The organism is Marinobacter sp. (genome assembly GCF_041687235.1).
GTDB lineage: Bacteria > Pseudomonadota > Gammaproteobacteria > Pseudomonadales > Oleiphilaceae > Marinobacter.
In genome coordinates, this window is sequence record NZ_JAWLCH010000001.1 from 739365 (window position 1) to 752145 (window position 12781).

Here is a 12781-nt window from a genome sequence, read left to right on the forward strand (position 1 = left end):
CCCCATGACCATTACGGCGATTGTTATTGTTCTGGTGTCCGCCCTTGCCCACGCCGGCTGGAACCTGTTTGGCAAGAAGGTGAGCCCCAGCGGCGCGTTCTTCTGGTACAGCACCCTGTGGGGTGCACTCCTGACCCTGCCGGTACTGGTGTACTACCGCCCGTTGTTGCATGAACTGGATTCGGGTATCTGGTGTTTGGTGGTTGCCACCGGTTTTTTCCAGGCAACCTATCTCAGCTTTTTGGCTGCGGCCTACCGCCATGGCGAACTGTCGGTGGTGTACCCCCTGGCGCGCTCATCGCCCCTGTTGATCCTGTTGGTCGGCACTCTGTTCCTGGGCACGGCCGAAACCATTACCGCCGCCGCCGTCGCCGGTATTATTCTGATTGTGGCGGGGTGCATCATCTTGCCTATGCACCGGTTCCGGGATTTCCGTCTAACTAACTACCGCAACCTCGCCACCCTGTTCGCCCTTCTCGCTGCTGCCAGCACCGCCGGATACTCGCTCGTCGACGACAACGCCACGGATCAGATGCGAGACCTACTTGATGGTATCGCGTTGGATGGGGAGGTGGCGTTTGTTTTTGTCATCCTCCAGGCTTGGTCGGCCCTGATATGGCTCAGTCTTGGCCTGATCCTGCAGGCAACCGAACGACGGCTTTTAACGGAACTGGTCTCGAACTGGCGCAGCACCATGGCAGCGGGAGTATTGATCCTCGGCACCTACGTACTGGTTGTGTGGGCCATGGCCTATGCGGATGACGTCAGCTACGTGGTAGCCTTCAGGCAAGTCAGCATTCCTATCGGCGTTGCACTGGGCTGGTATTTCCTTGAAGAACCTCTGCACGCGCCCAAATTATTCGGCGTGCTGACCATTCTTGCGGGATTGCTGCTGGTGGTTCTGGGGTGATGGTTCGCCTTGATTCCGTTTGGGAGAGGCAAAGCGTCGCTTTTGCTAGATTGAGGTAACGAAGGGTCATGCCTGTACCACCTCATCAATGAGCACACGCCAGCCTTTTCGCCTTGCGTAGCGCTCCAGAATCGGATCCGGATTCACGGCAACGGGATAGTCCACAGATCTCAAAAGGGGAAGGTCGTTATGGGAGTCTGAGTAGAACCAGACCTTCTCAGGGACGTCGTTGCGCGTCGAGATCCACTCCTTGAAGGCAGTCACTTTGCCATCCCTGAATGGGCGCCGGGTTCCGATGGTGCCTTTGAGGTTGTCGTCCTGCCATTCCACCTGTACGCCGATGTCGTCATCAACGCCGAGGTGTCGGGCGATGGGCGAGACCAGATGCTCTCCCGTTGCCGAGATAATGAGCAGATCGTGCCCTTGGGCTTTGTGCCAGGCTACGCGCTCCCGGCCTGTTGGAAGCACGCGTGGAGGGATCACCTCCTTTACGAATCGATCAATCAGCGCCTCCACCTGGTCCCGCTGCCAACCCTGAATAGGTGCAAGGCTGTATTCCATGTATTCCTGGAGATCCAGGTCGCCGTTGGTATAGGCACTCATGAACGCGCGATTCCTTGCCTCAGACTCGGGGGCGGCATCTATAGCTTCAGCGCGGAGGAATTCGGTGAACAATTGAGAACTGTCGCCCCGAATCAGGGTTTCGTCCAGGTCGAAAATTGCAAGCATGCAGCACTCCTTTGGTATATACCAGAGTGTACTTCAGGCCTGTTACGAGTTTGTTACGGGGCAAGTTGCAAAGTTCATTGTCCAGACAGTTTGGACGCGAGTGAAGCGCCATTTCGTCAGGCAAATAGAGGAACGCCTGACCCAGGGCATGGATCGTAGTTTGATATGAAACCTGGGTGGCTTCAGGTTCGGGAATTGGGGGAAATCCAAAGCTGAATTTCTCCAAAGGTGAGTGTTGGTTTATCCGCCTGAATTTTCGCTTGGGTTCTACCCCATTGCTGCGGACATTCCTTAAAAGAGGCTGAATTTCGCCGAAGGAGAGTCGTTGCCTATCCGTCTGAATGTTCGCTTTGCGACCTTACCAATGTTTTGTTAGTAAGGATGCATGTTTATCAGTTCTCACCTTCATCGGCGACTGGGGCGTGAATGCTCCTATGCCGACCTAAACTGATTAAGTTCAGGAACCATCGCCAACCCGACAACTTCGTAGGCAAGCCCGGAAAACCACTTCTGGGAAATTGTTAAATGTTGTCGCAGGTCATTTTTGAGTGATCAAAATTCAAGCTTGGGAAGTAACATAATAACGCTGAGCAATATCATATCGATATAACCAATTGTTAGGTCCAGGGCTTTCCAGGAAAACAGTCTTATGCATAGGGGACACACCTCGCAAGAATTGTCGGAAATCGAGAGTCGAAGACTCTTTGAACTTCAAAGCCTGGACATTCTTGACACGCCTGACGAGGACCGGTTCGACCGTATAACTCGCCTGGCATCAGCTTTTTTCAAAGCTCCAACAGCGTTGGTGAGCCTTGTCGATCAGAATCGCCAGTGGTTTAAGTCAAGGGTTGGCATGGACGCCTGCGAGACCTCCAGAAATATCGCGGTGTGCCATTATGCGATTGAGGAAAAACGATTTCTTGTAGTAAATGACTTATCGCGCGACCCAAGATTTCACGATAACCCGTTCGTGAAGGATCAGGGGATGCGTTTTTATGCCGGCGCAGTGTTGCGAAGTACGAGCGGTTATGCCGTTGGAACGCTTTGCATCTTGGATACTAAGCCCAGAGAATTCTCCGATCAGGAACTGGACTTTTTGCTTCAATTTGCCCAGCTTGTTGAAAGGGAGCTGAATGAGGGCACACGCCTCGAAAGCTGGCGCAATCAACTGTTCCAGCAAACGCTGTTCGACCCGTGCTCTGAGCTCCCCGGCAGGCGGCTCTTTCTGGAGCAAAGCCGTGCCCTGATGAGCAGTATTCAGCAGGCTGCGATGGTCGTCGTGAGAATCAACAATTACGCGATCTCCGCGCTTGACCTGTCTCTGGAAGAACAAACGTTACTGAATCGCGAGATTGCAGACCACATCCGCAGTCTATTCGATAATGCGAGTGTTTCGGGCGATTTGGGCGATGGTCGCTATTGCGCGCTGATAGCCATTACAAACCCGGAAACTGAATCTACCGATAACCTGCAGCACCAAAGATACCTTCAGGAACTTCAAGTTGCTTTCTCACAGCCTTTCACTCTGGACGGGAGAAGCATTATCCCGACCGTGGGCATCAGCCTTTATCCTGGCGATGGTGAAAATCCAGAACAGTTGCTGATCAAGTCAGATCTGGCCAGGCCGAAGCGGGCGTTGCCCGGCACTGTTTCGTTCTACTGTTCCGAAACTGCTGCGCTACATCAACGTTCGGTAGACATTGAGACTAGACTCAGAGAAGCAACCCGCAACGAGTCTCTGACCCTCTGCTATCAGCCGAAATACTGTCTTGCCGATGGAAAGATCTGCGGCGTGGAAGCCCTGTTGCGCTGGCACGATCCATCGCTTGGGCGCATCGGGCCAGACGAATTCATTCCAGTCGCCGAGAAAACGGGCCTGATTCATGAAATAACTTCTTGGGTGATGGAGCGGGCATGGCAACAGGTTCCGGAGCTCAGGCAGTATCTGAAAACAGAAAACATTGCGGTGGCGATTAATCTCTCTGCCCAGGATCTTCTTAAACCGGCGTTCCCTGAGTGGGTAGAACGTGCCTTGAGGTGGCATAACCTCTCTGGCGATTCAGTCGTGTTTGAGATTACGGAGAGCAGCCTCGTAGAGGACATTGAACAAGCAAAGCAGAACATGATGGCTTTGAAAAAACTGGGGATCACCTTCCATATCGACGACTTCGGCACAGGTTTTTCAAATCTGAGCCAACTTCATCAACTCCCGCTTGACGCATTGAAAGTCGACAAAAGCTTTGTCAACCAGCTTGGCGAATCCGTGGATGGCGATATTGTCTGCCGCAGTATCATTGCGCTCGCCAAATCCTTGAATCTGCGAGTGATTGCCGAAGGTGTGGAGAATGCTGTACAGCTGAAAACGCTAACTGAGTTGGGCTGTGATGCCGTACAGGGTTTTCTGCTGGCAAGGCCGATGGAGGCCCGTGCACTTGAGCGTTTACCCTTGGCCCTATCGGACATTGTCTGATGCGATGCAGGCAAGCGCTCAAGGTTTTGTAGCAAAAGCCGTTGAATTGGACCGAGACTTTACGATTGCGATTTAAATTTGGTGATGAGCTTCACCGCGAATTCGGGATTTCAAGATGTTAAATGATTTGGTCGTTGATGGCCGTTACAAGAAAACGCTGGATCAGTCCATACACGCGGTTGTAAGTATCGATGCGCAGAACCGGGTCATATATTTCAATGATGCGGCGGAGCAGCTTTGGGGGTTTCAGAGGAGCGAGGTCCTCGGGCGAAACGTAAAAATGCTGGTGCCTGCAGAAATCAGAAGCAAGCATGATGGTTTCATAGAGCATCATCGCTCAACGGGCCAAAACCGGATTGTTGGCACTTCGCGGGATGTTCTGATGGAGTGCAAGGACGGGAGCAAAGCCTGGGTAAATATCGCTTTAACCCATGTACTGCACCGGGGTAAGTCAACATACACAGCCTTTGTCCATGACATCTCCGCTCAAAAGAGAGCCCAGGAAATTGTTAATCAAACGCTTGAACAAGCGCTTGACGCAGTAGTGACGATCGATGGTGATAACCTGATCACATTTGCCAATGCATCCGCGGAGAAACTCTGGGGTTACAGCCGTCAGGAGATGCTTGGTAAAAACGTGAAAATGCTGGTGCCCGAAGAGTATCGCAGCAACCATGATAGTTTTGTGAACCGCAACCGCGAAACGGGCGAGAACAAGATCGTCGGTTCTACTCGTGAGGTCCCGGTAGTACGTAAAAATGGTGAGCACCGATGGGGCAGCTTTGCCATCTCGAAAATCCGGCTTCCTGAAGGAGAGATTCAGTACACAGCTTTTGTAAAAGACGTGACCGAGGAGGTTGAGCGTCGTGAAGAGTTCAAAATGCTGTCGATGGTTGCTGATGAAACGGATAACGCTGTCATCATAACTGATGCTGCAGGCCGGACAAGATACGTAAACCAGGGCTTCGAAAAACTAACCGGTTATTCGCCGGAGGAGATGCGGGGAAGGAAACCGGGCGAGTTGTTGCAAGGCCCAGGCACAAACCCGGAAACAGTTGAAAAGATCTCCCAGAGACTCAAAAATCGCGAACCCTTTTACGATGAGCTGCTGAACTATAACAAGCATGGCGAGGCTTACTGGATTTCAGTGTCAATAAACCCTGTCTTCGATGACGAGGGCAAGCTATCAAGTTTCATCTCTATTCAGGCCGACATAACAGAGTCAAAACAAAGGGCCTTGGAAGCGGAAAGACGGTTTGAGGCTATCAGCGTCAGTAACGGCATCATGCAATGGAGCCTTACAGGAGAACCGGAATCTTTCAATAGCTATATGCTCACGCATCTTGGATCTGAGGATCCGAATAACGCTGAAATCCGTTCAAACAATCTGAAAGTGATGCTTGGCGAGGAGGATTTCGCCAGAGTTTTGAATGGAGAACAGGTAAAGAATTTACTGGTCTTTAAAGGCGCGAACAGAGAACAGAAACGCTTCGATACGGTCGTCGCTCCGATATTCAATTCGGAAGGCAAAATCAAATATCTCGTGTCCTACGGCATCGACGTGACTAGCCGCGCCAAAGCCGTTGAGGTCACGGAACTAGAAATGGACAAGGTAGAGGCCTCCAGCAGCGAGATTCAGCAGATAATTGGAGTTATCAATGGCATCGCCGAACAAACGAACCTGCTGGCTCTCAATGCGGCGATCGAAGCTGCACGGGCAGGCGACGCTGGGCGCGGTTTTGCGGTTGTCGCGGACGAGGTTCGGCAGTTGGCGAAACGCTCTGGTGAATCTGCCTCTGAGATACGTCGTCTGGTTGACCAAACCAATCAGCGCGTCCGCGCCCTTGCCGATGCTCTTCAATCCCTGAACGGTGAGGACGAGTGAGGCATTGCCAAGCCGGGAAAAGCCCCATTTGGTTCTACAGTCTGGGATGACGGCCTAGAATATTGACACGCTGACGCAACATCGGTGGCTGGGTCAGCACTGGGGATTGTCCGGTTCGTGGTGGATCTAGATTCTAGGAAGTCCGGCGGCGGGGTCTTTTGGGGTTGCCGCTTTGGTCGAGCGGCTTTTTGCTCCTCGGCCATCGCCTGATCTGGTTTGACGTCGATGGCAGCGAGGGCACCGTTCACTGCTAGCATTTCCAAAAATCTGAACGTTCGCTTTGCGACCGTAGCGACCTCAATGAATCTTTTTTTCCGGAGGCGCTTTGGTTTCGTTCAGTGCAAAGGTCAGATTGCGATCGCCCCAATTTCCTTCCGAATTTGTACGGACACACAGTGGACACAATTTGGACACAGCCAAATAAAAAAGGCCTGCGTTTTCACGCAAGCCTTTGAAAATAATGGCGCGCCCGATAGGATTCGAACCTATGACCTTTGCCTCCGGAGGGCAACGCTCTATCCAGCTGAGCTACGGGCGCTTCGAGCTCGACGATGGCTCGCCGATTTCGAGTGCGCAATCTTACGTGCGAAGCGGGTCGCTGTCCAGCCCCTGAGGCCAAGTCCTGCCATCAGTTTTGGGGCAGTCGCTGCTCGGGGGTAATGGTTACCAGGTTGTTGTCGTTGCTGAAGGTTACCTCGCCGTCCTGGATGGTCACCTGGAAGCTCATGGACCGGTCCGCGAGTGCGGCCAGCGCCTCCGTGTCATCGCCGGGCAGGTGGATGATGGTGAGGTTGTCGAAACGTTCCAGCTTGCCATGATGTTTGTCCCACCAGACCGGAAAGGCGCGGTCGCCATAGGTGTAAAGGATCACTTTTTCTGCGCGGTTGCAGGCCTTCCTTATTCGGTCTTCCTCGGGCAGACCAAGTTCAATCCACAATTCAATCTCGCCGGTCAGGTCTTTCTGCCACAGCTCCGGTTCGTCGTCGGTGCTCAGGCCCTTGGTGAATTCCAGGGCGTCGCTGGCGTTCAGGGCAAAGGCGAGCAGCCGGATCATTACGCGCAGGTCGGTTTCAGACGGGTGCTGGGCGATGGTCATGTGATGGTCCGCGTAGTAGTGGCGGTCCATATCGGCAATGTTGAGCGTCGCCTTGAGGATGGTTGCTTTGAGCGCCATGGGCTTCCTGCATTGGTATCGAAGTGGTGGTTTGGGCTAGTGTAATGCAATTCTTTCCCGGGTGAGTGTAAGCGCATGTCGATGTTGCGTGGTTTTCTGGTTCTGGTCTTGTTCTTTATTCTCGGCGAGTCTGTGCGCCTGCTGCTGGCGCTGCCGGTGAGTGGCGGTGTGCTGGGGATGGTGGTCATTACGTTCACGCTGATGCTCAAGGGCAGTGTGAGCGATGATCTGGCTTTGGCCAGCCAGGGGCTGATTTCGGTGCTGGTGTTGCTGATCATGCCAGGCGTCGTGGGTGTGTTTTTTACCGCTGATCAATTCTCCGGACAGTGGCTGGCAGTCGCGGCCGCCTTGCTGGTTGGTACCTTCCTGAGTGTGTTGACCACGCTCGTGCTGATGAAGCTGGTGACCACCAGGGGAGTCAGTGATCGTGAGTGAACTCCTCATTCGTTTCCAGGCGTTGCCGGATACGCTGGCAACCACCCCGATTCTGGCTATCGGTTTGACCCTGGGCGCGTTTTTTGTCGGTAACTGGCTGTTCTCCCGGGTTGGCCGGCCCTTGTGGCTACCGCCTGTGGTTCTGTCGGCGTGTCTGTTGTCCGGTGTTATTGCGATTCTGGCGGTGGACTATCACGATTATCAGCAGGGCGCCCGCTGGCTCACCGTGCTACTGGGCCCGGCCACGGTGGCCCTGGGCATCCCCCTGTATCAACAGATGCACCATATCCGTGCCATGTGGCGTCCGATTGTGGTCACTCTGCCAATTGCTGCCACCATGGCCGCGGTTTACGCCGTGGTCATTGGCTGGGCTCTCGGCGCCACGCCGGAGGTGTTGGCGTCTCTTGCGCCCAAGTCAGTGACGGCCCCGATCGCCATCGGTATAACCGAGCAGTTGGGTGGTTCGGTGCCGTTGATGATGGGCGGTCTGTTGATCACCGGCGTGGTGGCAACCCTCTTCGTCGACCTGCTCGCCCGGCTTTTGCCGGTTACAGACGAACGTATTCTCGGTTTTGCGCTGGGGCTGAATGGACATGCCATAGGAACGGCACGGGCCTTCGAAATCAGCCATACAGCCGGTGCATTTGCCTCCCTCGGAATGGGGCTCACTGGTGTTTTTACTGCCCTGATGCTGCCATTGGTTTTCCGTTTGTAGGAGGCTCTGGCATGGCTGAGCCGGCAACAAATAGTTGCACAAAATTAAGACAACAGGCTTGCATTCTTGGATTCTAATGACAATAATTATCATTATTCTTTATTGTCATTGGTGAGTCACTGTTATGTATGTTTGCCTTTGCCACGGCGTAACCGACCGGGAAATTCGCGAAGCTGCTGATAACGGCATTTCGTCCATGCGCCAGCTTGGGAAGGAGCTGGGTGTTGGAACCCAGTGCGGACGCTGCGCCTGCACGGCACGTGAGATACTGCGCGAGAGTCGCTCACCCGATTATATGGCAATGGCTAATATGCTGGCCCAGCCTGCCTGACTGGCCTGATTGTCTGGCTCTATTTTTCTCCTGTCTGATAAGCGGCTATCCTAAGAGACTGATTCATTCGGCCATCAGGGAGCCAGACTATGAAAGGCGATAAAAAGGTCATCCAGCATCTGAACAAGGTCCTCGGCAACGAGCTGACTGCGATCAACCAGTACTTTCTCCATTCCCGCATGTACAAGGATTGGGGTATCACCAAACTGGCGGCCAAGGAATACGAAGAATCCATCGACGAAATGAAGCACGCAGACCAGCTCATTGAGCGGATCCTGTTTCTCGAGGGCCTGCCCAACCTGCAAGATCTCAACAAACTGCTGATCGGCGAGAATGTCGAGGAAATGATCTCCTGCGATCTCAAGCTGGAGGAAATTGCCCATACCGACCTGAAAGAGGCCATCCTTTACTGCGAAGAGGTGCAGGACTTCACCAGCCGTGAACTGTTCCGCAGCATTCTGGACAGCGAAGAAGAGCACATCGACTGGCTGGAAACCCAGCTTGAAATGATTTCCCAGATGGGAATCCAGAACTACATCCAGCTTCAGTCATCCTCTGCGGAGTAACACACGACAATGGACCTGTCCTGTTTTAAAGCTTACGACCTGCGTGGCCGGGTGCCGGATCAGTTGAATCCGAACCTGGCCGAGAAAATCGGGCGCGCCTATGTGGAAATCACCGGCGCCAAAAAAGTCATCGTAGGCTACGACATTCGCCTTTCCAGCCCGGACATCGCCGAAGCCCTCAGCTCCGGTCTGATGGCGGCCGGTGCGGATGTGTTTGATATCGGTCTGTGCGGCACCGAGCAGGTGTATTTTGCCACCAGCCATTACAAGATGGACGGCGGCATCATGGTGACTGCCAGCCACAATCCCAAAGACCACAACGGCATGAAAATGGTCGGCCCCGAATCCCGGCCGATCAGCTCCGACAACGGTTTGAACGACATCCGCGATCGGGTTCTGGAGCCGTTCGGTGATGCCCCGGAGCAGGGTCGATATGAGCCTCTGGAGGTCATGAGCGCCTACATTGACCACCTGCTGGGCTACGTTGATGCGGCCTCATTGACGCCAATGACCATTGCCGTCAATGCCGGTAATGGTGGCGCCGGCCTGGTCATCGACGAACTCGAACAGCACTTGCCCTTCGAATTCGTAAAAGTGCACCACCAACCGGATGGCCACTTTCCCAATGGCGTACCCAATCCGATCCTGCCGGAAAACCGCGCCGCCACCGCCGACGCCGTCATCGCAGAAGGCGCCGCCATGGGCATCGCCTGGGACGGCGACTACGACCGGTGCTTCTTCTTTGACGAAAACGGCCGTTTCATCGAGGGCTACTACATCGTCGGCTTGCTGGCAGACCAGTTCCTGCGTAAAACCGGCGGCGGCAAAGTCATCCACGATCCGAGGCTGACCTGGAATACCCTCGACCTCGTCAAAGCCGCCGGCGGCGAAGCCATCGAAAGTAAAACCGGCCACGCCTTCATCAAACAGAGAATGCGCGACGAAGACGCCGTCTACGGTGGCGAAATGAGCGCCCACCACTATTTTCGGGACTTCGCCTACTGCGACAGCGGTATGATCCCCTGGCTGTTGATCGCCGAACGGCTCTGCCAGTCCGGCCAGACTCTTTCGTCCCTCATCGACGCCCGAATCGAAGCCTACCCGGCCAGCGGCGAAATCAACCGCACCATCAATGATCCCCCCAAGGTCATCGCCGCGATTGAAGCCAAATACAGCGTCGGCGCCAAAAGCGTCAGCCACGTGGACGGCGTAAGCATCGAATTCGACGACTGGCGCTTCAACCTCCGGATGTCCAACACCGAGCCGGTTGTGCGCTTGAACGTGGAATCAAGGGCGGATATTCCGTTGATGGAAGAGAAGACGGAAGAATTGCTGGCTGAAATGGGGAGATTGAACGAAGAGGGTTAGCACTGCAGCTCGGGGCCGATCGGCACAAGACCCCGTGACGAGTGGTCTTGTGCCGAAGCGTCAAGGCAAAGTCAGAGCCAGTCATTCAGCATGATCCCGATACCAAACCGCTGAATCCGGTGGTTGTAATCGATCAGGCTCTCTCCGTACCCGTTGTAGTACTGGAAAAATCCCTTAACCGTATCCCCCATCGGAAAACTGTACCCGAACTCCACCGAGGTCTTGTTATCCTCCGATCGCAGATTATTCATCAGCTTTAACGAAAACGTCCGGTCTTCGGTCAGCTTGTAGACCGCATAATAGTTGGCATGCCCCAGATAGCGCTCGATATCTGCATTGTCATCGTCGTTGTTTTCCGGAATGCGATACCAGGGCTGGACCATGAACAGCCAGCGATCATAACTGTAGGCCGCTGACCCCATAATCCGGTTCCAGCTCCGGGATCTGGGCTCCGACTGTCCGTTTGACTGGTGATTGAAACCAATCGTCACGCCATCGAGCCTGCCGGGGCCCAGATCCAGCTTGGTCTGATACCTCAGGAAAATCTCCGGTTCGTAATTGGTCTCCCGGAACGGGGCGGAATCGTCCTTGTTATAAACCTGCCAGAAGGATGTCTGGGTGTAGCCAAACCACATTGTTGTGCGATCATCCAGAAGCCCTGTCAGCAGCGGCACCTTGAAGCTGATCTGGTATTTGGCCTCTTCCCGCTCCAGATCATAATCGTAGCCAACGGTCCCCAGCCTGGGGCTGGATGGAACCGGGTTGGGGTCTTTTACCCAGGTCGCCGGCAGGATGTAGGTAGGCCGGTGACCCACGAAGCTTCCGGAAAACGAAAACACTGCCTTTTCGGCAGCGACATAGCGATCCACAAGCGCAGACATGACGCCCGCGTCGGTCGCGCCTTCCCGGGCTTCGCCGGCAACGTTTTCAAGATCTTCCCCGTCTGGCGCAAGACGCTCCACGTCGTTCTCGGCTTGTTCCTTGGCACTTTCAGAAGCCCGGGCCTGACGCTCTGCCGGCTTGTAGAGGCTGTCGAAGCAGGCCAGGCGCTGCACGCCATCTTCGATCAGTGCACACTTTTCCGGCGACTCGATCTGGCTTTCTTCCCCGGGTTCGGCCTGGACGCCAGTTGGGACCAGAAGTATCGCCGATATTGAAAGCGCAATTTTTGAAGGAGTCGGCGCATGTGAAGATGTCATTGTGGGGAGCCTCCTAGCTGGCAGTCAGGCTGAACCAGGTGTTGGCAATGCCATAGATCCAGACGCCGATCAGGGTGACGGCCAGAAGCGAGAATATAAGCTTGTGCTTGAACCGGTTGCCGCTGTCTGCCGTTGCAACCCAGCGCAGGTACATCAGCCCGATGAAGCTGAGAAATACTCCCAGGCTGGCGACGGCGGGAATCAGGAGCCAGGCTGCGCTGATGGATTGGCCGTCACTCGTCTGGCTGGAAAACCACCCCATGGATGCGAGCAGAACAGCAAGTGCCGTAAATTCTGCAACAAGCAGCGGTTTGCGCAACGGGTGAGGTGAAGTTGGTTCCGTATTTGTCATGGAAACAGGTCCTGAATGGTAAAACGTCGGCGAACACCATGGTAACCGGATTGTTCTTGAAACACCCTCTGACTTACGAAACCGCAATTAAAATGGTTGAAATCAATTTATGATTTTGCTGTTTGGTTTTTTTGCCAGGTTTCAGTCGCTATAATGCGGCGACCGAAGATTATAACGCTCAAATGCGAGGTGCATTGTGAAGATGAAGAGAGTCCTGGCTGCTGTACTGGTCGGTCTTGGCCTGACAGCCGGCGCCGTTATGGCAAGTGTCGAAGATGAAATCCGTGCACGTATCCAACCCGTCGGCGAAGTATGTCTGCAGGGTGAAGACTGTGGTGAAGCTGCAGCTGCCTCCGAATCGGCCAGCTCCGGCCCGCGCTCGGGCAGCGAAGTGTACGATGCTGTGTGCATGGCTTGTCACACCTCTGGCGCTGCCGGCGCTCCGGTGATTGGCGATACCGATGCATGGGCACCTCGTATCGAGAAGGGGCTCGATACCCTGGTGGATCATGCCATCAATGGCTTCAATGCGATGCCGGCAAAAGGCGGTTGTTCAGACTGTCCTGATGAAGAGATCCAGGCGTCTGTTGAGTATATCGTCGAAGAGAGCCAGTAAGCGGCCGAGTTTGCTCTTCTGAAGAAAGCCC

At 54.4% G+C, this 12781-nt stretch carries 13 protein-coding genes and 1 tRNA gene; 9 read left to right on the forward strand and 5 right to left on the reverse strand.

Features of this window, described 5'->3' with window-relative positions; all coding sequences use genetic code 11:
• The first annotated feature begins 4 nt into the window (after positions 1 to 4).
• Positions 5 to 910, forward strand: a complete 906-nt coding sequence (locus tag ACESMK_RS03245) for an EamA family transporter (RefSeq protein ID WP_372988072.1) — start codon at positions 5 to 7, stop codon at positions 908 to 910.
• A 66-nt stretch (positions 911 to 976) separates the two neighbouring features.
• Here ACESMK_RS03245 and ACESMK_RS03250 read toward each other — a convergent pair whose 3' ends face one another.
• Positions 977 to 1639: an HAD family hydrolase gene (locus ACESMK_RS03250; RefSeq protein WP_372988073.1), complete on the reverse strand. Its 663-nt coding sequence runs from the start codon at positions 1637 to 1639 to the stop codon at positions 977 to 979.
• Between the two features lie 649 nt (positions 1640 to 2288).
• Between ACESMK_RS03250 and ACESMK_RS03255 the strand changes: the two genes are divergently transcribed.
• Both ACESMK_RS03255 and ACESMK_RS03260 read left to right on the forward strand, forming a co-directional pair.
• Complete coding sequence (locus ACESMK_RS03255; protein WP_372988074.1) at positions 2289 to 4109, forward strand: putative bifunctional diguanylate cyclase/phosphodiesterase; 1821 nt, start codon at positions 2289 to 2291, stop codon at positions 4107 to 4109.
• A 115-nt stretch (positions 4110 to 4224) separates the two neighbouring features.
• Positions 4225 to 5994 (forward strand): PAS domain S-box protein, encoded by a 1770-nt coding sequence (locus ACESMK_RS03260; protein WP_372988075.1) that lies wholly within the window; start codon positions 4225 to 4227, stop codon positions 5992 to 5994.
• A 461-nt stretch (positions 5995 to 6455) separates the two neighbouring features.
• On the opposite strand, the gene ACESMK_RS03265 is transcribed toward ACESMK_RS03260, so the two are convergent.
• Positions 6456 to 6532: transfer RNA gene (locus tag ACESMK_RS03265), tRNA-Arg, on the reverse strand.
• A gap of 90 nt (positions 6533 to 6622) precedes the next feature.
• On the reverse strand, positions 6623 to 7168 hold the full coding sequence (locus ACESMK_RS03270; RefSeq protein ID WP_372995205.1) for a YaeQ family protein: 546 nt from the start codon (positions 7166 to 7168) through the stop codon (positions 6623 to 6625).
• 75 nt (positions 7169 to 7243) lie between these two features.
• Between ACESMK_RS03270 and ACESMK_RS03275 the strand changes: the two genes are divergently transcribed.
• The 5 genes from ACESMK_RS03275 (at position 7244) to ACESMK_RS03295 (ending at position 10583) form a co-directional block, all read left to right on the forward strand.
• The gene (locus ACESMK_RS03275) at positions 7244 to 7603 is read left to right on the forward strand and encodes a CidA/LrgA family protein (protein WP_372995207.1); all 360 of its coding nucleotides are present in this window, start codon (positions 7244 to 7246) and stop codon (positions 7601 to 7603) included.
• On the forward strand, positions 7593 to 8318 hold the full coding sequence (locus ACESMK_RS03280; RefSeq protein WP_372995435.1) for an LrgB family protein: 726 nt from the start codon (positions 7593 to 7595) through the stop codon (positions 8316 to 8318). Before ACESMK_RS03275 ends, ACESMK_RS03280 begins: the two co-directional genes overlap by 11 nt.
• 124 nt (positions 8319 to 8442) lie before the next feature.
• Positions 8443 to 8649: a bacterioferritin-associated ferredoxin gene (locus ACESMK_RS03285; protein WP_372995209.1), complete on the forward strand. Its 207-nt coding sequence runs from the start codon at positions 8443 to 8445 to the stop codon at positions 8647 to 8649.
• An 89-nt stretch (positions 8650 to 8738) separates the two neighbouring features.
• Complete coding sequence (bfr, locus tag ACESMK_RS03290) at positions 8739 to 9215, forward strand: bacterioferritin (RefSeq protein WP_372995211.1); 477 nt, start codon at positions 8739 to 8741, stop codon at positions 9213 to 9215.
• 9 nt (positions 9216 to 9224) lie between these two features.
• Positions 9225 to 10583, forward strand: a complete 1359-nt coding sequence (locus ACESMK_RS03295; protein WP_372995213.1) for a phosphomannomutase — start codon at positions 9225 to 9227, stop codon at positions 10581 to 10583.
• Positions 10584 to 10654: 71 nt separating this feature from the next.
• Here the strand turns inward: ACESMK_RS03295 and ACESMK_RS03300 are convergent, their stop codons facing one another.
• Together ACESMK_RS03300 and ACESMK_RS03305 are read right to left on the reverse strand one after the other, a co-directional pair.
• Positions 10655 to 11782 carry a phospholipase A gene (locus ACESMK_RS03300; protein ID WP_372995215.1) on the reverse strand — a complete coding sequence of 376 codons (1128 nt, stop codon included), beginning with the start codon at positions 11780 to 11782 and terminating at the stop codon, positions 10655 to 10657.
• A gap of 13 nt (positions 11783 to 11795) precedes the next feature.
• Positions 11796 to 12134, reverse strand: coding sequence for a hypothetical protein (locus tag ACESMK_RS03305; RefSeq protein WP_372995217.1), 339 nt, complete (start codon positions 12132 to 12134; stop codon positions 11796 to 11798).
• A gap of 202 nt (positions 12135 to 12336) precedes the next feature.
• On the opposite strand from ACESMK_RS03305, the gene ACESMK_RS03310 reads away from it, so the two are divergent.
• Positions 12337 to 12750 carry a c-type cytochrome gene (locus tag ACESMK_RS03310; RefSeq protein WP_372995219.1) on the forward strand — a complete coding sequence of 138 codons (414 nt, stop codon included), beginning with the start codon at positions 12337 to 12339 and terminating at the stop codon, positions 12748 to 12750.
• The last annotated feature ends 31 nt before the right edge of the window (positions 12751 to 12781 follow it).

Coding starts and splice junctions, on each gene's coding strand:
- ACESMK_RS03295 (WP_372995213.1), top strand. CDS start 9,225: ATGGACCTGTCCTGTTTTAAAGCTTACGACCTGCGTGGCCGGGTGCCG.
- ACESMK_RS03255 (WP_372988074.1), top strand. CDS start 2,289: ATGCATAGGGGACACACCTCGCAAGAATTGTCGGAAATCGAGAGTCGA.
- ACESMK_RS03270 (WP_372995205.1), bottom strand. CDS start 7,168: ATGGCGCTCAAAGCAACCATCCTCAAGGCGACGCTCAACATTGCCGAT.
- ACESMK_RS03300 (WP_372995215.1), bottom strand. CDS start 11,782: ATGACATCTTCACATGCGCCGACTCCTTCAAAAATTGCGCTTTCAATA.
- ACESMK_RS03285 (WP_372995209.1), top strand. CDS start 8,443: ATGTATGTTTGCCTTTGCCACGGCGTAACCGACCGGGAAATTCGCGAA.
- ACESMK_RS03260 (WP_372988075.1), top strand. CDS start 4,225: ATGTTAAATGATTTGGTCGTTGATGGCCGTTACAAGAAAACGCTGGAT.
- ACESMK_RS03275 (WP_372995207.1), top strand. CDS start 7,244: ATGTCGATGTTGCGTGGTTTTCTGGTTCTGGTCTTGTTCTTTATTCTC.
- ACESMK_RS03310 (WP_372995219.1), top strand. CDS start 12,337: ATGAAGAGAGTCCTGGCTGCTGTACTGGTCGGTCTTGGCCTGACAGCC.
- bfr (WP_372995211.1), top strand. CDS start 8,739: ATGAAAGGCGATAAAAAGGTCATCCAGCATCTGAACAAGGTCCTCGGC.
- ACESMK_RS03245 (WP_372988072.1), top strand. CDS start 5: ATGACCATTACGGCGATTGTTATTGTTCTGGTGTCCGCCCTTGCCCAC.
- ACESMK_RS03305 (WP_372995217.1), bottom strand. CDS start 12,134: ATGACAAATACGGAACCAACTTCACCTCACCCGTTGCGCAAACCGCTG.
- ACESMK_RS03250 (WP_372988073.1), bottom strand. CDS start 1,639: ATGCTTGCAATTTTCGACCTGGACGAAACCCTGATTCGGGGCGACAGT.